Source organism: Brevundimonas sp. (assembly GCF_030682035.1).
GTDB lineage: Bacteria > Pseudomonadota > Alphaproteobacteria > Caulobacterales > Caulobacteraceae > Brevundimonas.
On sequence record NZ_JAUXQZ010000002.1, the window covers coordinates 42,592 to 59,779 of the forward strand.

20 protein-coding genes are annotated in these 17,188 nt (G+C 68.7%); 14 read left to right on the forward strand and 6 right to left on the reverse strand.

What is annotated here, in order from left to right; all coding sequences use genetic code 11:
- Positions 1–6 precede the first annotated feature (6 nt).
- A complete protein-coding gene (locus Q8K49_RS00255) occupies positions 7–1,245 on the forward strand; it encodes an aminotransferase class V-fold PLP-dependent enzyme (protein ID WP_305303425.1) in 1,239 nt (412 codons plus the stop codon).
- Between the two features lie 9 nt (positions 1,246–1,254).
- On the opposite strand, the gene Q8K49_RS00260 is transcribed toward Q8K49_RS00255, so the two are convergent.
- Genes Q8K49_RS00260 through Q8K49_RS00270 form a run of 3 tightly spaced genes read right to left on the reverse strand, consistent with a single transcriptional unit; the run spans position 1,255 to position 4,368 of the window.
- Complete coding sequence (locus Q8K49_RS00260; RefSeq protein ID WP_305303426.1) at positions 1,255–2,052, reverse strand: RNA methyltransferase; 798 nt, start codon at positions 2,050–2,052, stop codon at positions 1,255–1,257.
- Positions 2,049–2,978 (reverse strand): class I SAM-dependent methyltransferase, encoded by a 930-nt coding sequence (locus Q8K49_RS00265; protein ID WP_305303427.1) that lies wholly within the window; start codon positions 2,976–2,978, stop codon positions 2,049–2,051. Before Q8K49_RS00265 ends, Q8K49_RS00260 begins: the two co-directional genes overlap by 4 nt.
- The gene (locus Q8K49_RS00270; RefSeq protein WP_305303428.1) at positions 2,950–4,368 is read right to left on the reverse strand and encodes a glycosyltransferase family 2 protein; all 1,419 of its coding nucleotides are present in this window, start codon (positions 4,366–4,368) and stop codon (positions 2,950–2,952) included. Before Q8K49_RS00270 ends, Q8K49_RS00265 begins: the two co-directional genes overlap by 29 nt.
- 178 nt (positions 4,369–4,546) lie before the next feature.
- On the opposite strand from Q8K49_RS00270, the gene Q8K49_RS00275 reads away from it, so the two are divergent.
- The 4 genes from Q8K49_RS00275 to Q8K49_RS00290 are packed head-to-tail and all read left to right on the forward strand — an operon-like array spanning position 4,547 to position 7,756.
- Complete coding sequence (locus Q8K49_RS00275; protein ID WP_305303429.1) at positions 4,547–5,182, forward strand: TetR/AcrR family transcriptional regulator; 636 nt, start codon at positions 4,547–4,549, stop codon at positions 5,180–5,182.
- Positions 5,183–5,208: 26 nt separating this feature from the next.
- Positions 5,209–5,976 (forward strand): ABC transporter substrate-binding protein, encoded by a 768-nt coding sequence (locus Q8K49_RS00280; protein WP_305303560.1) that lies wholly within the window; start codon positions 5,209–5,211, stop codon positions 5,974–5,976.
- Positions 5,973–6,962 carry an iron ABC transporter permease gene (locus Q8K49_RS00285; RefSeq protein ID WP_305303430.1) on the forward strand — a complete coding sequence of 330 codons (990 nt, stop codon included), beginning with the start codon at positions 5,973–5,975 and terminating at the stop codon, positions 6,960–6,962. Before Q8K49_RS00280 ends, Q8K49_RS00285 begins: the two co-directional genes overlap by 4 nt.
- Complete coding sequence (locus Q8K49_RS00290) at positions 6,959–7,756, forward strand: ABC transporter ATP-binding protein (protein WP_305303431.1); 798 nt, start codon at positions 6,959–6,961, stop codon at positions 7,754–7,756. Before Q8K49_RS00285 ends, Q8K49_RS00290 begins: the two co-directional genes overlap by 4 nt.
- Here the strand turns inward: Q8K49_RS00290 and Q8K49_RS00295 are convergent.
- The gene (locus Q8K49_RS00295) at positions 7,705–9,792 is read right to left on the reverse strand and encodes a transglycosylase SLT domain-containing protein (protein ID WP_305303432.1); all 2,088 of its coding nucleotides are present in this window, start codon (positions 9,790–9,792) and stop codon (positions 7,705–7,707) included. The genes Q8K49_RS00290 and Q8K49_RS00295 overlap by 52 nt on opposite strands.
- A 114-nt stretch (positions 9,793–9,906) precedes the next feature.
- Here Q8K49_RS00295 and dapA point away from each other — a divergent pair, with 114 nt between their 5' ends.
- The 3 genes from dapA to Q8K49_RS00310 are packed head-to-tail and all read left to right on the forward strand — an operon-like array spanning position 9,907 to position 11,678.
- Positions 9,907–10,791: a 4-hydroxy-tetrahydrodipicolinate synthase gene (dapA, locus tag Q8K49_RS00300; RefSeq protein WP_305303433.1), complete on the forward strand. Its 885-nt coding sequence runs from the start codon at positions 9,907–9,909 to the stop codon at positions 10,789–10,791.
- Positions 10,791–11,261: an SsrA-binding protein SmpB gene (smpB, locus tag Q8K49_RS00305; protein ID WP_305303434.1), complete on the forward strand. Its 471-nt coding sequence runs from the start codon at positions 10,791–10,793 to the stop codon at positions 11,259–11,261. Before dapA ends, smpB begins: the two co-directional genes overlap by 1 nt.
- Positions 11,262–11,264: 3 nt before the next feature.
- On the forward strand, positions 11,265–11,678 hold the full coding sequence (locus Q8K49_RS00310; protein ID WP_305303435.1) for a DUF4279 domain-containing protein: 414 nt from the start codon (positions 11,265–11,267) through the stop codon (positions 11,676–11,678).
- A gap of 38 nt (positions 11,679–11,716) precedes the next feature.
- Here Q8K49_RS00310 and Q8K49_RS00315 read toward each other — a convergent pair whose 3' ends face one another.
- Positions 11,717–11,848 (reverse strand): hypothetical protein, encoded by a 132-nt coding sequence (locus tag Q8K49_RS00315; protein ID WP_305303436.1) that lies wholly within the window; start codon positions 11,846–11,848, stop codon positions 11,717–11,719.
- A gap of 193 nt (positions 11,849–12,041) precedes the next feature.
- Entirely contained in the window at positions 12,042–12,695 is a 654-nt protein-coding gene (locus Q8K49_RS00320; protein WP_305303437.1) for a uracil-DNA glycosylase, read from the reverse strand.
- A 60-nt stretch (positions 12,696–12,755) separates the two neighbouring features.
- Here Q8K49_RS00320 and folK point away from each other — a divergent pair, with 60 nt between their 5' ends.
- From folK to pyrE, 6 genes are all read left to right on the forward strand, one after another.
- The gene (gene folK / locus Q8K49_RS00325; protein WP_305303438.1) at positions 12,756–13,313 is read left to right on the forward strand and encodes a 2-amino-4-hydroxy-6-hydroxymethyldihydropteridine diphosphokinase; all 558 of its coding nucleotides are present in this window, start codon (positions 12,756–12,758) and stop codon (positions 13,311–13,313) included.
- A gap of 85 nt (positions 13,314–13,398) precedes the next feature.
- On the forward strand, positions 13,399–13,758 hold the full coding sequence (rpoZ, locus tag Q8K49_RS00330; RefSeq protein ID WP_305303439.1) for a DNA-directed RNA polymerase subunit omega: 360 nt from the start codon (positions 13,399–13,401) through the stop codon (positions 13,756–13,758).
- Between the two features lie 101 nt (positions 13,759–13,859).
- Positions 13,860–16,046, forward strand: a complete 2,187-nt coding sequence (locus Q8K49_RS00335) for a bifunctional (p)ppGpp synthetase/guanosine-3',5'-bis(diphosphate) 3'-pyrophosphohydrolase (protein WP_305303440.1) — start codon at positions 13,860–13,862, stop codon at positions 16,044–16,046.
- A 41-nt stretch (positions 16,047–16,087) separates the two neighbouring features.
- The gene (locus Q8K49_RS00340; protein ID WP_305303441.1) at positions 16,088–16,312 is read left to right on the forward strand and encodes a hypothetical protein; all 225 of its coding nucleotides are present in this window, start codon (positions 16,088–16,090) and stop codon (positions 16,310–16,312) included.
- Complete coding sequence (locus Q8K49_RS14785) at positions 16,296–16,559, forward strand: type II toxin-antitoxin system RelE/ParE family toxin (protein WP_370867709.1); 264 nt, start codon at positions 16,296–16,298, stop codon at positions 16,557–16,559. Before Q8K49_RS00340 ends, Q8K49_RS14785 begins: the two co-directional genes overlap by 17 nt.
- A gap of 39 nt (positions 16,560–16,598) precedes the next feature.
- On the forward strand, positions 16,599–17,186 hold the full coding sequence (pyrE, locus tag Q8K49_RS00345; protein ID WP_305303442.1) for an orotate phosphoribosyltransferase: 588 nt from the start codon (positions 16,599–16,601) through the stop codon (positions 17,184–17,186).
- Positions 17,187–17,188: the final 2 nt, after the last annotated feature.

The window sequence follows — 17,188 nt, forward strand, 5'->3', positions numbered from 1 at the left end:
GCGACCATGACGTCATCCCCCTATTCCCGCCGTACGGTTTTCCAGGTGGGGGCGGCCTCCCTCGCGGGACTGGCCGGAGCCGCCGCCGGTCTTCCCGCCCCGGCGCCAGCCTCTGACAACGACCTGTTCGTCCGGTCGAGCTATTTCCTCGAGCCCGGTCTGATCTACCTCAATACCGGCTCTCTTGGCCCCACGTCCAAGGCCGTGTTCAACCAGACCATGGAGACCTGGACCGCCCTGGAGGCCAATCCGGTGCGGAACAGCTATGGCGACGGCGCCGTCCTGGCTGAGGCCGACGCCGTGCGCGGCCGGGCGGCGGCGTTGCTGGGCTGCGCCGCCGACGACATCCTGATCACCCGCGGCACGTCGGAAGGTATGTCGCTCATCGCTCAAAGCTTGCGCCTGTCCCCCGGCGACCGGGTTCTCGCCACGGATCAGGAGCATGGCGGGGGCAGTGTCGGTTGGGAGCACCGGGCCCGGCGCGACGGGGTCGTGCTGGACCGTATCGTGATCGCCCCCGACGAGCATGACGGAGATGCGATCGTGCGGCGCTTCGCCGCCGCCCTGACCCCGGCCACGCGCGTCATCAGTTTCAGCCACGTGATCACATCGACCGGCCTGCGGATGCCGGTCGCCGAGATTTCGGCCCTGGCCCGGACTCATGGCGCACTGTGCATCGTCGACGGGGCGCAGGCGGTCGGGAGCATTCCGGTCGACGTCCGGGCCCTGGGCTGCCACGTCTATGCGACGAGCGGCCATAAATGGCTGATGGGACCGAAGGGCACGGGCCTGCTGTACATCAGCCCAGAGGCTGCCGAGGCGCTGGCCCCGCCGCAGTGGGAACTCAGTCGCCGCTACGTATCGGACTCTACCGGCATGGGGGCGTTGCCATCGGTCGTCGGGCTGGGGGCCGCGATCGACGCCCTACAGGCGATCGGCATGGTCGAGGTCGAGCGCCGGATCGTCGCCCTGCGCGACCGGGCCTACGAGGCGATGATGCAGATTCCTGGTCTGCGCGTGATGGGCCCTCCGCCCGGGCCGTTGGCGACGGCCTTGGTCGCCGGCCTGTTGCCCCAGCGGATCGACAGCGCCGAGCTGAGAACGAACCTGCGCGACCGGCACGGCGTCGTGATCAAGATGGTGGAGAAGCGCTGGTTCAACGGCGTGCGCCTGTCGCCGCACCTGTTCAACACAGAGGCTGACATCGATGCGGCGGTCCAGGCCCTGCGTATCGAACTGGCCTGAGCGCGAGGCTCAAACAATGTCCGTCACCGCATAGACCATGATCCCCGTGGCCACCGCCAGGTTGAGGCTGTCGGCCCGGCCCCGCATGGGGATCTTGACATTGACGTCGCAGGCGGCGGCCAAGGCGTCGGTCAGGCCGGCCTGTTCGTTGCCCATGAGGATCAGGGCCGGATATTCGATGGCGGCGTCGTGATGGCCGACGGTGGCGTCCAGACGGGTGCCGACGACGCTGCCCGGCCAGGTTTGGCGCCAGGCGAGGAACCCGGCGGGCGTGGCCCGGACGATGGCGACGGCGAAGACCGAACCCATGGTGGCGCGGACGGCTTCGACCGAGAACGGATCGACGCAGTCGCCGATCAGGATGACCCCGCCGCAGCCGGCCGCGTCAGCGGTGCGGATGATGGTGCCGAGGTTGCCGGGATCGCGTACCTGTTCCAGCGCCACCCAGGCCGGCGCCGTGGCCGGTTCGATGGCCGACAGGGGCGTGTAGACCTGATCGAACACGCCGAGCACGGTCTGCGGGTTGTCACGGCGGCTGATCTTTTCGAGGATGGCGTGGGTGACGATCACGACCTCGCCGCCCGAGGCTCGCGTCGCCTCGCGGGCGCGGTCGAGGATCGGATGGGGCCGAGCATCCTCGCCGACCATCAGCAGGCGCGGCGCTCGTTGTTGATCAAGCGCTTCACCGAGAAATTTGAGACCCTCAGCGAGGAACTGGCCGGTCGCCTCTCGCTCCTTGCGCATATGCAGCGCGCGCACGGCCTTGACCGTGTCGTTGGTCAGGGAGGTGATCAGGCGGTCTGTCACGCCGACCAGCGCGCGAAGAAGCTGAGACCGATGGCCCGACCGTCAGGGCCGTCCTCGGCCAAGGCCAGTTCGCCCCAGTCGATGACGCCGCCACGGTCCGCTGTGGCCTCGGCCATCAAATGGGCCAGCGACAGGCCGGACACGCGGGCGGCATAGGCGTTGAGCAGCAGGAATGAGGCGTCGTCGGACAGAAGGGCGGCGCAGTCCTTGAGCAGGGCGGGCATGTCCTCGAACAGCCGCCAGACCTCGCCGGTCGGGCCGCGGCCGTATTTGGGCGGATCGAGGATGATTCCGTCGTATTTCACCCCGCGACGGACCTCGCGGGCGACGTATTTGCGCGCGTCCTCGACGATCCAGCGGATCGGACGGTCGGCCATGCCCGAGAGTTCGGCGTTCTCGCGGGCCCAGGCGACCGATTTCTTGGAGGCGTCGACATGGGTGACCTCGGCGCCGGCGGCCGCGCAAGCGAGGCTGGCGACGCCGGTGTAGCCGAACAGGTTCAGGATTTTGGGCGCATGTTGCGTTGCGCTACCGCCCTTCGGGCTATTTGAGCGCGTCAGTCGCCGGATTCGTCCGTCCAGCCACTCCCAGTTGGCGGCCTGTTCGGGGAAGAAAGCCAGGTGACGGAACGGCGTGAAGCGGCTGGTGAAGCGCACGTCGCGCCAGGCCAGCGGGAAACTGTCGATCGGGTTTCCCGCGAACCGCCAGCGGCCTGTCTCGTCTTCGTCCGTCGGGTCGAAGACGGCGTCGGCGGCGTCAAAGGCGGCGGGATCGCGCGTCGACCAGAAGCACTGGGGCTCGGGTCGGACCACGGTGTGTCGGCCATAGCGCTCCAGCTTGCGGCCGTCGCCGCTGTCCAGCAGGGCGTAGTCCGCCCAGGCGCGGGTGACGAGGGTTTCAGGCAACGGGTTCAGGCGCGGCGGCATGCCCCGCTGATAGGCGGAGAGGCGCGGTCGCGTCCAGCGCATCGTTCGCTTCGACTTCGGAGGCGGCGGGTGATTCCGCATCAGGCCGTGCATCGCGCCGGTGGGGCGTCTTGTCCCAGGCGAAGGGGTCGACAACCAGACGCCATGCGGCGTGGACGAATGCCAGGGAAAGCAGGGCCCAGTAGGCCGGCGCCTTCACCATGTCGCCGACGTCATAGGGCGCGCCCGCCCGTCTCGCCCCGATGGCGCACGACAACCAGGCCGAGGCCGCGCCGAGCACGAGAACGCAGAGCGCCAGCACCGGCGTTTCCGGCGGCAGGCCGGCCATGGCCGAAACCAGCACGGCCGCCGCCACCCAGGCCAGCGTCAGGCCGTGAATTGCCGCCGAGACAAGGCCAGCGCCGACAGTCATTACAAGGGCCCAGGCTCCTCGCCAACCCAGTCGCCAGGGTCTGCGGGTATGCACGCCCCAGGTCTGGAGATAGCCCTTCAGCCAGCGGGTTCTCTGGGGCAGCCAGTAAGCCAGTCCGCCGGGCGGGGTCTCCCATGTCGGACGGGCCATGACCCCGAGGGTCCAGCCGCGGCTCCACAGCCTGAAGCCGAGATCGGCATCCTCAGTGACATTCCACGCGTCCCAGCCGGCGACGGTACGAAGGACGTCGACCCGAAAGTGATTGCTGGTCCCGCCCAGCGGAAAGGGCAGGCCGAGGCGCGCCATGCCGGGGAGGGTGGATTCAAACAGACTCGCATATTCGGCGGCGAACTGGCGGTCGACAAAGCGTGAGTCATCGCCTTGATGGGCCCGGATGCGGAGGGGCGCCTGGAGGCAGGCCAGATGGCCGCTGCGGTCGGCGGCGAACCGGGCGGCGGCTTCGCGGAGCTGCTGGGGATCGGGGGCGTCCTCGGCGTCGTAAACGGTCAGAAGCTCGCCTGTGGCATGGGTCAGGGCGTAGTTCAGGGCGCGGGGCTTGGTTTGCGGCCTGCCGGGCGGGGTCACCAGAACGTCCAGCCAGTCCGGACGTGGCGCGGCCAGCGCGGCGGCGATGGTCTCATGGTCGTGGGCCTCCAGCACCAGCAAGCCTTGAAGCCGGTCGGGCGGATAGTCGATCCGCGAGAGGCGTTCGACCAGTTGGCTGACGATGTCGGCTTCACCGTGAAGCGCCGCCAAAATGGTGTAGCGCGGCCAGGCCGCCGGGATCGGCGGCTCAGGCAGCGGGGCGGCGCTGAGCAGGATCAGGACGACACGCCATATCGCCACCGCGAGGAAGGCGAAGGCCGCCCCGGAGACGAGCCAATCCCCGACACGGTCGGGCCAGAACCAGAGTACGAAGGCGAGCCCGGACGCGAACACCATCAGCAGAATGGTCTGGAAGGGCGCGAAGCCTCGCATGGCCGCGCTCTGTTCGAACGTCGGACCGTATCGCGCGGCATCCCGCCGACGCTCGTCCAGATCGCTGACTCCAACGCGTTCCACTACCAAGGGTTACCTTGGTGATTCGCGTGTTGCAAGTGGTTGGCGCGGGCCGGGGAATGCCGCTATTCAGGACCTGGAAGTCCGGAGCCCCTGCGTGACTGTTCTCGCCACCTCGCTCACCCTGCGCTCACAGCGCAAGCCCAAGGGCGAGGGCCATGCCCGTCGCGCGGAAATCCTCGCCGCCGCCGAACGCATCTTCGTCGAGCACGGTTATGAGGGGGCGACCATCCGCAAGATCGCTGACGAGGTCGGCCTCTCCTCGACCGCGCTCTACATGCATTTCGCCGAGAAGGGCGAAATCCTGCAGGAGATCTGCCGACAGGCGTTTGCGGCCCTGCTGGAGGTCAACCAGTCCATCGTGGCGGAGCCGGGCGGGCCGGAACAGCGTCTGCGGCGCATGCTGCGCGCGTATATCGACTTCGGCTTCGCCAATCCCAATGCCTACCGGCTGATCTACATGACCCGGCCAGTCGAATTGCAGAACGGGGCTCTGTCGGCGCCGCAGGAATTGGGCGGATCGCTGTACCGGTCGTTCGAGCGGGTGGTCGAGGACGCCGAGGCGGGCGGGCTGTTGCGGGGCGACGCGCGAACGACGGCCCAGGCGTTGTGGGCCGGGTGCCATGGCGTGGTGTCACTGGTGATCACCAAACCCTATTTCGACTGGGTCGAGCGGGAGACACTTGTGACCACCCTGCTGGAGGGGTTGTTCGCGGGCCTGCTGAAACCGTGAAGCGGCTGGCGGGGGCGCTGGCCGGGATGGTGGTTCTGGGCGCCGGCGTCGCCGAGGCCCGGCCGTTGCGGGTCATGGCGCTGGATCAGTGCGCCGACCAGTATGTGCTGGCCCTCAGGTCTGACGCCGAACTGGCCCTGTCGCCCCGGGCTGATGATCCGGACGCCTGGCTGCGTCAGGCGGCGGCGGGGCGGCGGCGGGTGCGGCCGACGCTGGAGGCGGCCATTGCCTTCCAGCCCGATGTGGTGGTGCGCTACTGGGGCGGGGAACCGCGGCTTCTCGCCCGACTTGAGGCGACGGGTGTGCGCGTCGTGACTATCAAAGATGCTACCGATTTCAATGGAGTGCGTGATCGTATGCTGGTGGTGGCTCAGGGTCTGGGCGTGCCCGGTCGGGGGGAGGCGCTGGTCAGCCGCATGGATGCAACCTTGCGCGACGCCGCGCCGGATCCCGGGGCGCCGGAGCCGTCGGCTCTGTATCTGACCGCGGGCGGGTTCACGGCCGGCAAGGGCACGCTGGTGGACGCCATCCTGCGCGCCGCCGGGTTCGCCAATGCGGCCGCGAGGCCATTCTTCGCTCCGGTCAGCGTCGAGCGGATCGCCCTGTTTCCACCCACGCGGTTCGTGCTGGGCTTCTTCGATCAAGCGCGGAGCGACTGGCGGGGTCCTGGGCGGCATCCCGTGGTCCAACGGGCGGCGAAGGGGCGTGTAGCGGCGCGGCTGCCGGGGGCGGCCTTGACCTGTCCGGCCTGGTTCGCGGCCGATGCGGCGGCGATGCTGAAGGCGGGGACATGACGAGGCCTTCGCGGCTGACGCTGGTGCTCGCGTGCCTGATTGCGGCGGCGGCGGTGATAGGAATCCTGCTGGGCGAGACCGTTTTCGACTTGGCCCAGATCAGCCAGGCATTCACCGACCCCGGCTCGGGCCCGGCCGAGGTGCTGTGGCAGGTGCGGGCGCCGCGCGTGGCGACGGCCCTGATGGTCGGGGCTGCGCTCGGCCTGTCCGGCGCGGTGATGCAGGGGTTGCTGCGCAATCCGCTGGCCGATCCGGGCGTCCTGGGGGTCTCGTCGGCCGCGGCGCTGGCGGCGGCGACCGCCATCGTGCTGGGTGTGGCAGCCGTCCCGGGGGCGGTGGAGGTTTCGGCCCTGCTCGGCGCCGCAGCGGCGGGAGGCCTGCTGATCCTGTTCTCGGCCCGGGTGCGGTCGCCGGAGGCCCTGATCCTGTTCGGGGTGGCGGTATCCAGTTTCGCGGGCGCGGCAACGGCGCTGATCTTCAACCTGTCGCCGTCGCCGATCGCCATGGCCGAGGTGATGAGCTGGCTGTTGGGCTCGGTGCAGAATCGCAGCTGGATCGACGTGGCCTGGGTGACGCCGGCGGTGCTGGTTGCGGGTGCGCTGGCGGCCTTGGCGGCGCCCGGCCTGCGGATGCTGAGCCTCGGCGAGGAGACAGCGCGGACCTCGGGCCTGCCGATGGCGCGGCTAAGGTTGCTGGCGTTGGCGGCCACGGCGCTGGCGACCGGAGCGGCGGTGGCGGTGGCGGGGGTGATCGGTTTCGTGGGGCTGGCGGCGCCGCATCTGGTGCGCGGCGCTGTGCGGGGGGACCCCGGACGGCTGCTGCTGCCCTCGGCGCTGGCCGGCGGGCTGATGCTGGTGGTCGCGGACCTGCTGGCGCGGATGACGCCGACGGATCAGGAACTGAAGCTGGGCGTGTTCACGGCCCTGGTCGGCGCGCCGCTGTTCGCTCTGATCGCTTGGCGCGCGGCGCGGGAGTGGCGGCTGTGAGCGCATTGGAGCTGATCGGCGCCACGGCCGTGTTGGGCGGTCGGACGGTGTTGGACGGGGTCAGCCTGTCGGTCGCTGCGGGCGAATTGGTCGCCGTGGTCGGACCGAACGGGGCGGGCAAGTCGAGCGCCATCCGGGCGCTGGCGGGCCTGCTACCGCTGACCGCCGGGCAGGCGCGGCTGGGCGGGGCCGCCGTAGCGGGCCTGTCGATGCGCGGGCGGGCGGAGCGGGCGGCCTATCTTCCGCAAGAGCGGCGCATCGCCTGGAACCTGCCGGCCGTCGAGGTCGCGGCGTTGGGCGCTCCTTTCCTGACGCCGGGGGATGCGCTTCAGCGCGCGCAGGCGGCGCTGAATGAGGTCGAGGGCGGGCATCTGGCGGATCGCGGGGTGGCCGAGATGTCGGGCGGTGAACGAGCGAGGGTGCTGTTGGCGCGGGCGCTGGCGACAGGCACGCAGGCCTTGCTCGCCGATGAGCCCACGGCCGGGCTGGATCCGGAGGCGCAGCTGATGGTGCTGGAGCGGTTGAAGGCGCGGGCGGCGGGGGGGCAGGCGGTGCTGGTCAGCCTGCACGATCTGGCGCTGGCGGCGCGGTACGCTGACCGGGTCATGGTGCTTGATGCCGGGCGGGTCGTGGCCGACGCCGCGCCGATGGCGGCGCTGACGCCCGGGATCATGGCGAAGGTCTTCGGACTGGCGGCGCGCTGGGTCGAGGGACCGGACGGTCCGCTACTGTCCAGCGGACGCTATTCCGACGGCTCGCCCGCGGGTGCGCGCACGCCGTCATCGCCGGTATAGGTGTAGGGGCTGGGGCCTGCCGGGGCTCCGCGCCGCAGATCGGACGACAGGGTCAGGGGGGCCGAGCCGCCGTTCAGCCGTGCCTTATAAACCTGCATGTTTTCCATGACTCGCATCATGTAGTTGCGCGTCTCGGTGAAGGGCGCGCACTCGATGAAGTCGACCGGATCGACGCCGCCGCCTCGCGGGTCGCCGCAGCGGGTGATCCACTGCTGGGGCCGGGCCGGGCCGGCGTTGTAGCCGATCGTGGTCAGCAGTATCGAGCCGCCGAAATCACGGGTCAGATCGCCGAGATGAAAGCTGCCCAGGGTCATGTTGTAGTCGCCGTCGTAGAGCCGGTCGTCTGAATAGGGCAGGCCCAGTTGCCGCGAGACGGTGCGGCCGGTCGCAGGCAGGAATTGCATCATGCCCCGGGCGTTGGCGTGCGAGCGGGCGCGGGGGTCGAAACTCGATTCCTGGCGGGTGATGGCGAGGGTGAACTCCAGCGGCGCAGCGCCCGATACGGGCGGGGGGATGCGGATCGGATACTGGCGCTCGGGCATCAGGAAGCCGCGCTGGCTGGCGGCGCGGCCGACCATCATGGCCGTGAAGCCTTCGCCATAGTTGCGCGACAGGTCCATCAACAGGGCCAGACCGGCCGGTCCGGGCAGGTCGTCGTCCAGCTGATAGGCGAAGACGCGGAACAGGCTGGTCTCGCCGGTCTCGCCGAGGATGCGCAGGGCGCGCACCACCTCATTGCCTTCGAAGGCGGCGATGTCGGCGGAGGTCGGGACGGGATCGGCCGGCAGGTTGATCGTGGTCAGGCCGGCCTTTTCGGCGGCCAGCTGGCCGTAGAAGGTCTGGATGTGGCGGGCGCCGTCCCGATAGTACTGGATGGCGGCGGGGGTGTCGCCCTGCGCCTCGGCGGCGCGGCCCAGCCAGTAGAGGGCGCGGCCCTGGGTGATCGGGGTCGAGGAGGACTGGCGCAGCGTCTCGAAATGCCGCGCGGCGCGGGCCGGGTCGTTCAGCTTCACCAGAGCAGCCCAGCCGGCGAAAAACTCCGCGTCGACCTTGCGCTCACCCGCCGGGAAACCGTGGCCGGCCATGGCGTCATAGGCGGCCTGGCCATTGCGGCGCTCCAGCGCGTCGAGGAAATAGTTGCGGCGTTCGCTCCACAGGGTGTTCTGGCCCTCGATGTGCGAAGGGGCGGCGGGCAGGGCGCGCAGCAGGGCGAAGCCCTCGGACTGGCGGTTCTGAGAGCGCAGGATGCGGACGCGCTCCAGCGCAACGGCGGGGTCCAGCGCCTGGGTCGGACTGAGGTTGGCGACGACCGCGTCCGGGCTGTAGGCGGAGCGAAGGGCCATGACGGCGTTGGCGACGGCCTGTCGGTCGGCGGGGACCAACTGAACCACGGCGCGGGTGGCGGGGCCATGCGGCCCGAGCAGCAGCATGTTCAGCCGCGCTTCGTGGTCGGCCTGGGTCAGGCTGGAACCCCAGCGGGCCAGGATGCGGGTCTGGGTCGCGTCGTCGAACGAGCGGGTGCGCCACCAGTCGGTGATCAGGCGACGCGCCTCGTCTGACCGGCCACGCTGTTCGAGGGCGTCAGCCAAAGCGATGGCCCCCTCGCTCGTGGTCGGCCCGCTGCGGGCGAACAGGTCGAGGGCGACGTCCGGCCCGACATACCCCCGAGCCAGCGCCCGCTCTGCGGCGGCGTTGCGGCTGTCGGCGCGCGGCCAGCCGCTGAAGGCCGCGCGGGCGACGGCGAGGTCGCTGAGCGGCATCTGATCGGCCGAGGTGTCCAGCAGGGCCCATTCGACCAGTTTGCGGGCCACCGGATCGCCGATCTGGGAGGCCGCGTTGCGGGCGCCGACGATGTCCCGCGACCGGGCGGCGGCCAGACCCTGACGAAAAAGAGCCGTGTCCTGATCGCTGAGCAGGCGCGGCTGGTTGCTGACCGGGCCGGAAGCCACGGCGCTGTAGGGCACTTCCTGTGGGAGCAGAGTTTCGGGCGCGGGGGCGAGCAGGGCCAGGATGGCCGCGAGGCTGGTAGCGATCATTGCCTGTCCGATCTCCATGCGTCGCGGTTGCGGTCGGGCGACCGGCAACCTAACCTCCAACGCTTAATATCCGGCGACTGTCGCCCCGATTTCCACGCAGGACCATCTGTTTCAATGACCGCTCCCTTGTTCAAGGGCGTGATCACCGCCCTGATCACACCACTTCGTGACGGAAAGGTGGACGAAGCCGCCTTCACGCAACTTCTTGAGCGCCAGATCGCGGCCGGAATCCACGGCGTCGTGCCGATGGGCACGACGGGCGAAAGCGCCTCGCTGCATCTCGACGAGCACAAGCGGGTGGTGGAACTGTGCGTGCAGGTCGCGGCCGGGCGCGTCCGCGTCATCGCCGGGGCCGGGTCGTCGGCGACCGACAAGTCGATCGAACTGGCGCGTCACGCCAAGACCGTCGGGGCCGACGGCGCCCTGATCGTCACCCCCTATTACAACCGGCCGTCGCAGGCGGGGCTGGCGCTGCATTTCGAGGCCATCGCCGAGGCGGTCCAGCTTCCAGTGCTGTTGTACAACGTCCCCGGCCGGACCGGCGTCGACATGGCCAATGAGACCGTGGCGCGTCTGGCGGGCCATCCGAACATCGTCGGCATCAAAGACGCGACGGGCGACCTGGCGCGGGTCAGCTGGATGCGGGCGAATATCGGCGGCCAGTTCGACCTGATCTCGGGCGACGACCCCAGCTACCTCGGCTATCACGCCCACGGCGGGGTCGGGGTGATCTCGGTGACGTCCAATGTCGCGCCGGAAGCCATGGTCGCCCTGCATGAAGCCGCGGCGGTCGGCGACTACGCCGTGGCGCGCGACTGGCAGGACCGGCTGATCGGCCTGCACAAGGCGCTGTTCCTCGACAACTCGCCGGCGCCCGCCAAATACGCCCTGTCGCGCATGCAGCTGTGCGGTGAGGAGGTGCGGTTGCCGCTGTCCCTTACATCGGTTGCGGTTAAACCCGCCATTGACCGCGCCATGGCGGATGCGGGTCTGGGCTGATGGCTTCCACAGCGCCGAAGATGAAAATCATCGCCGAGAACCGGCGAGCGCGGTTCGACTATTTCCTTGAGGATTTCATCGAGGCCGGCATCATGCTGCTCGGCACCGAGATCAAGGCCCTGCGGGACGGCCGCGCCAATATCGCCGAGTCCTATGCGGCGGTGGAGGGGCGCGAGATCATGCTCGTGAACGCCGACATCCCGCCCTACAAACAGGCCAACCGCTTCAACCACGAGCCGCGCCGACATCGGAAGCTGCTGCTGCACCGCAAGCAGATCGACAAGCTGATCGGCGCCGTCCAGCGCGACGGCCAGACCATCATTCCGGTCAAGTTGTATCTGAACGAGGCGGGCAAGGCGAAGATCGAGATCGCCCTGGCCAAGGGCAAGAAGCTGCACGACAAGCGCGAGGCCACGGCGCAGCGCGACTGGCAGCGGGACAAGGCCCGGCTGATGAAGGAGCGGGGGTAAGACGTGGGCGGGATAGGGCGAACGAAGGTCTCACTTCGGTTCGCGGGTGAGGACCTCGATCCCGAGGTCGTCAGCCACGCGCTCGGCCTTCAGCCAGACAAGTCCTATCGCAAAGGCGAGATCGCCAGTTGGGGCCGTTTCAAGGGCAGGGCCGCTGAGAGTGGATCCTGGCACCTGTCTGTACCCGTTTCAGAGCCGGGTGACCTGGAGGCCCAGATCACCGACTTGCTGGCCCGCGCGACTTCCGACGTGTCTGCTTGGCGGAATATGGCGGATAGTTACTCAGGGAATCTGTTCTGTGGCCTGTTCATGAAAACAATGAACGAGGGCCTGTCCCTTTCAGCCACGACGATGGGAGCGCTTGGTGCGCGAGGTATCGAGCTTCAGCTCGACATCTACGACAGCAGTCGCGACTGACGGGCGATTGGAGCGAGACCGATCGCCCCCGCGTCTGATCAGTTGATCGGCTGGGCGTCCAGAACACCCGGCGCCGGCGCCGTCATATAGGCCTCGATCCCGCCGGGGCCGACCGACGGCTGGCTCCATTGCTGGACCACCATTCCCATGGCGGCGATCAGGCCCGCCATCAGCAGCGCCCACAGAGCCGTCTTTCGTTCCTGAGGTGAAAAGACCCCGTTCGACCTACGCATACCAGCCTCCAAAGCTGATTGATCAACGCAAGCTACGCACCACTGTTCCTCAGGGGCGACGCTACACCCGTTGCCTGCTGATTCGCGTGGCGGGAGAGCCACACTCGCCGGTCAGGCGAGTGGGTTCGGGTCAGGATTCGATGATCTGACGGGCGCGCTGAAAGATCACTTCGAACATGGCGGGGGTCAGCCGGCCGGTGTTCGTGTTGAGGCGCGAGCAATGATAGCTGTTGAGGATCACATAGCCGCCCAGCGCGGCCTCGACGCCATGGCCGGGGGGGGCCGCGGAGCCTGGCAGGCCGAGTGCCTTAAGCACATTGCGCCGCGAGACATCGCCGAGGGTGACGATGACCTTGAGCCGGGGCAGGGCGGCGATGCGGGCGGTCAGGAAGGGGCGGCAGGTCGCCTCCTCGGCGGGCAGGGGCTTGTTGCCTGGCGGGGCGCAGCGGACGGCATTGGTGATCATGCAGTCGACCAGCCGCAGGGTGTCGTCGGGCCGGGCCTCGTACTGGCCGGTGGCGAAGCCGGTCCTGAGCAGGGTTTCGTAGAGAATCCAGCCGGCCCCGTCGCCGGTGAAGGGCCGACCGGTGCGGTTGGCGCCGGTGCGGCCGGGGGCCAGGCCCGCGACCAGCAACCGGGCGTCCGGATCGCCGAAGGAGGGGGCGGGGCCGTTGAACCAGTCGGGGTTGTGGCGCGCGTTCTCGCGGCGGTATTCGACCAGGCGCGGACAGAGGGGACAGTCGCGGGGCGGTTCGGCCACGGCGGTGTTGTGGGCGGTCGGCAAGCGGGCGAATCCTTCGGCGACGGGCGGGCGCGCACGCCTTCATTGGTGTAAGAAGCGGGGATGGAAAAGCCCGGCCCGCAGCACAAGGCGCCGCCGTCCGTTGCGCTCGACGGCGCGGCCGGGCTGGATGACGCCGTCGTCGTGGCCCTGGGCTGCAACGACCGGGGGGCGTGGAGCGACTGCCGTGAGGCGCTGGAAGCGGCGCTGGCGCGGTTCCGGGCTGAGGGCGTCGACGTGGTGGCGCGGTCGTCATGGTGGCGCTCGGTCGCCTGGCCCGATCCGAACGATCCGCCGTTCCTGAACGGGGTTGTCATCGTCCGCACCGAGCATGACCCGCATGAACTGATGGCGGCGCTCGGTCGGATCGAGGAGGCGTTCGGACGTCAGCGCGGCGCGGCCAATGCACCGCGGACCCTTGATCTTGATCTGATCGCCTATGGGCGGACGACCGGCGACCTCGACGGCCTGATCCTGCCGCACCCGCGCGCGGCCGAGCGGTTGTTCGTGATGGGGCCGCTGGCCGAGATCGCGCCGGGGTGGCGGCATCCCGACGGGGAGACAGCGGAGGGGCTGGCCGGGCGGGCGCGGATCGGAAAAGACGCGACCCCGCTGCGCTGACGCCTCATTCCCGCCCATGCGGCGTTGCACAATTGGGCCTGACCCTATAGTTTGTGCGGTTCTCCCCCCGCGCCCGAGGATATTCATGGCTCGCGTCACTGTCGAAGACTGCATCGAGAAGGTGCCGAACCGGTTCGGCCTGGTTTTGCTGGCGGGCAACCGCGCCCGCGCCATCGCCAACGGCGCGCCGCTGACCATCGATCGCGACAACGACAAGAACCCGGTCGTGGCCCTGCGTGAACTGGCCGACTCGACCGTCGTGCCGGATGAACTGCGCGAGACCGTCATCGTTGCACTGCAACGCGTTGACGAGCGGACCGAAGCCGAGGACCAGGCCGAAATCGTGGGCCTGCTGGCTGAACCCCAGCATATGAACATGGCTGAGGCCGAGCTGATCCGTGCGCTGCAAAGCGACCGCGACGGCGGCCAGGAGGAGCGGTACTGACGGCGGACCCCGCCAACGGTATAATCATCCTGCCGGCGCGGCAGCCCGCGCCGTCGCCCGAACCCGCCAATCTGAACGATCCCGGCGGCCCGCGTCCGTATGTGGACCCGGAACCCCATCCCCGCTCAAGGGTGCTGCGCCAGTTCGAACTGGTCGAGGCGGTGCGCGCCTATGATCCCACGGCGGATGAGGCGCTGCTGAACCGCGCCTATGTCTATGCGATGAAGATGCACGGGTCGCAGCTGCGGGCCTCGGGCGATCCCTATTTCGCCCATCCGATCCAGGTCGCCGGCATCCTGACCGACTACCGGCTGGACACGGCCACCATCGTCACCGCCCTGCTGCACGATGTGGTCGAGGACACCTCGGCGACCCGTGATGACATCGCCGCGATGTTCGGCGAGGAGGTGGCTTCGCTGGTCGAGGGTGTCACCAAGCTGTCGCGGCTGGAGCTTCAGGCCGAGCACACGCGCCAGGCCGAGAACCTGCGCAAATTCATTCTCGCCATCTCCAAGGATGTCCGCGTCCTGCTGGTGAAGCTGGCAGACCGTCTGCACAACATGCGGACGCTGAAACACGTCAAGCCGGAGAAACGCGAGCGCATCTCGCGCGAGACGCTGGAGGTCTATGCGCCGCTGGGCCGGTCGATCGGCATCCACTCGATCGCCTCCGAGCTGGAGGAACTGGCGTTCGAGCACCTGAACCCGACGGCCCGCACCGCCATTGAGCGGCGGCTGGAGGCGTTGAAGCTGGAGCACGGTCGCGCCATCGACGGCGTCTCCCGCGAGGTCGAGCGCGTGCTGCAGGAGGCCGGGGTTCGCGCCCAGGTCTTCGGCCGGCAGAAGACCCCGTACTCGATCTGGCGCAAGCTGCAGCGCAAATCCGTGGGCTTTTCGTCCCTGTCCGACATCTACGGCTTCCGGGTCATCGTCGAGGCCGAGGACGACTGCTATCGCGCCCTCGGCGTGATCCACCGCGCCTGGCCGATGGTGCCGGAGCGGTTCAAGGACTTCATCTCGACGCCCAAGTCGAACAACTACCGCTCGCTGCACACGACCGTAGTCGGGCCGTCGGGCCTGCGAATCGAGATGCAGATCCGCACCGAGCCGATGGACCGGGTGGCCGAGGACGGGGTGGCGGCGCACTGGGCCTACAAGAACAAGGCCTACGGCTTTGACCGAGAGGCCATGGAGGCCGACGGTGGGCGCGATCCGCTGCAGAACCTGCGCCACCTCGTCCAGGTCATCGAGCACGGCGAGGGTGGCGAGGACTGGGTCGAGCACGCCAAGCTGGAGATGTATCTCGAACAGGTGTTCGTGTTCACGCCCAAGGGGTCGCTGATCACCCTGCCGCGCGGCGGGATGCCTCTGGATTTCGCTTATGCCGTCCATACCGAGGTCGGGGATACGGCCGTGGGGGTCAAGATCAACGGCGAGCTCAAGCCGATGCGGACCCAGCTGCAGAACGGCGACGTGGTCGAGATCGTGCGCGGCTCCAAGCGGGAGATCCCGGTCGACTGGCGCTCGCTGACCATCACCGGCAGGGCCCGCTCGGCGATCCGGCGGCATATCCGTACGTCCGAACGCGGTGAGTTCCAGAAGCTGGGCCGGGCGACGCTGGAGCAGACCCTGTCGCGGGCCGGCAAGACCTTGGCCGAGGTGTCGCTGAAGGCCATGCTGGAGACTTTCGCGTTCGCCGCCGAGGAAGACCTGTATGAGGCCATCGGGCGCGGCCGGGTTTCGGCGGCCAAGGTCGGCGAGACCCTGTTTCCGGCGTTGAAGGGGCGGCTGAAGGCCGGACCCGACCGCAAGCGGATCGGCGACGAACAGGCGCGGTTGTTCGTGCGCGGGGGCGGGCTGACGCCGGGGATCAGCGTCCATTTTGGCCATTGCTGCTCGCCCGTGCCCGGCGACCGCATCGTCGGCATCCTCGAGCCGGAGGCGGGGCTGACCGTGCACACCATCGACTGTCAGCAGCTGGCGGACTACGCCGACGACGACTCGGTCTGGCAGGATCTGCAGTGGACGCCGCAGGCAGAGCAGGGCGCCGTGGCCTCCGCCCGCATCCGCGCCACCATCAAGAACGCTCCGGGCGTGCTGGGCCAGGTCGCCACCATCATCGGCGAGGCCGGCGGCAACATCCTGAACCTCGTGATGAGCCACCGGCAGCAGGACTTCTTCGACGTCGACATCGACATGGAGGTCGAGGACGCCAAACACGCGACTGCGATCATGGCGGCGCTGCGCACCAATCCGTCCGTCGATACGGTCGAACGGGCGCGGGGGTGACGACGTTGGCCAGATCGAGGAGCCGTGATAGTCTGGCCACCATGATCCACGTGACGATCCCCGAGGATTTGGAAAGTCAGGTCGCCGACCTGTCCGACGACTCGCGCCGTTCACTGGACCAGCGCCTGCGTGAGGCCATCGAGCAGTATCTTTGGGACCAGAAGCACGGTGAGATCGCCTTGCAGCGACTCTCGGATATCGATGCCGGTCGCAGCCAGACGATCAGCATGACCGAAATGAAGACCCGGCTTGGCCTGGTCGATTGAATTCGACGAGGGCGTAGAGAAGCAACTCGCCCGGCTATCGCCAGCCAACCAGCGGCGGATTACGGACTATCTCGAGACACGAATAGCGACCGCTGACCCGCGCGCGCTGGGTCAGGCCCTACAGGGTCGGCTTGCAGGACTATGGCGGTACAGGGTGGGAGACTATCGCATCGTGGCCAGGCTCGAGCATAATCGTCTGGTAGTGCTGGTTGTGGATGTCGGCCACCGCAGCGATGTCTACCGCTGATCGCTTGCAGCCTGCACCTCCACAGCTTAGGTCGGCTCCATGACCTCAGACGACGTTCTCGACGAATTCCGCGGCGCCGGCGCTCTGCGCGAAGGCCATTTCGTGCTGTCCTCGGGTCTGCACAGCCCGGTGTTCCTGCAGAAGAACCTGGTGTTCATGGACGCAGGCCGCTGCGCGCGGCTGTGCAAGGCGCTGGCCGAGAAGATCACCGGGGCGGTCGGAAGGGTCGATGTGGCCATCTCGCCTGCCGTGGGGGGCATCATCCCAGGCTATGAGACCGCCCGCTGGCTGGGCGTGCCGTCCATGTATGTCGAGCGCGAGGGCGGGACCTTCAAGCTGCGGCGTGGCTTCCATGTCGAGCCGGGCCAGAAGGTCGTCATGGTCGAGGATATCGTCACCACGGGCCTGAGCTCGCGTGAATGCATCGCGGCCATCCAGGCGGCAGGCGGCGAGGTGGTCGCGGCGGCCTGTATCGTCGACCGTTCGGGGGGACGCGCCGATGTCGGCGTGCCGCTCGTGGCGCTGGCGACGCTCGATGTGCCGGCCTATGCGGCGGACGCCCTGCCGCCCGAACTGGCGGCCCTGCCGGTCGAGGATCCCGGCAGCCGGCGACTGGCCAGGGCCTGAGC

Coding starts and splice junctions, on each gene's coding strand:
- Q8K49_RS00265 (WP_305303427.1), bottom strand. CDS start 2,978: ATGCCGCCGCGCCTGAACCCGTTGCCTGAAACCCTCGTCACCCGCGCC.
- Q8K49_RS00340 (WP_305303441.1), top strand. CDS start 16,088: ATGATCCACGTGACGATCCCCGAGGATTTGGAAAGTCAGGTCGCCGAC.
- folK (WP_305303438.1), top strand. CDS start 12,756: ATGGAAAAGCCCGGCCCGCAGCACAAGGCGCCGCCGTCCGTTGCGCTC.
- Q8K49_RS00270 (WP_305303428.1), bottom strand. CDS start 4,368: ATGCGAGGCTTCGCGCCCTTCCAGACCATTCTGCTGATGGTGTTCGCG.
- smpB (WP_305303434.1), top strand. CDS start 10,791: ATGGCTTCCACAGCGCCGAAGATGAAAATCATCGCCGAGAACCGGCGA.
- pyrE (WP_305303442.1), top strand. CDS start 16,599: ATGACCTCAGACGACGTTCTCGACGAATTCCGCGGCGCCGGCGCTCTG.
- Q8K49_RS00285 (WP_305303430.1), top strand. CDS start 5,973: ATGACGAGGCCTTCGCGGCTGACGCTGGTGCTCGCGTGCCTGATTGCG.
- Q8K49_RS00280 (WP_305303560.1), top strand. CDS start 5,209: ATGGTGGTTCTGGGCGCCGGCGTCGCCGAGGCCCGGCCGTTGCGGGTC.
- Q8K49_RS00315 (WP_305303436.1), bottom strand. CDS start 11,848: ATGGCGGGCCTGATCGCCGCCATGGGAATGGTGGTCCAGCAATGGAGC.
- Q8K49_RS00295 (WP_305303432.1), bottom strand. CDS start 9,792: ATGATCGCTACCAGCCTCGCGGCCATCCTGGCCCTGCTCGCCCCCGCG.
- rpoZ (WP_305303439.1), top strand. CDS start 13,399: ATGGCTCGCGTCACTGTCGAAGACTGCATCGAGAAGGTGCCGAACCGG.
- Q8K49_RS00255 (WP_305303425.1), top strand. CDS start 7: ATGACGTCATCCCCCTATTCCCGCCGTACGGTTTTCCAGGTGGGGGCG.
- dapA (WP_305303433.1), top strand. CDS start 9,907: ATGACCGCTCCCTTGTTCAAGGGCGTGATCACCGCCCTGATCACACCA.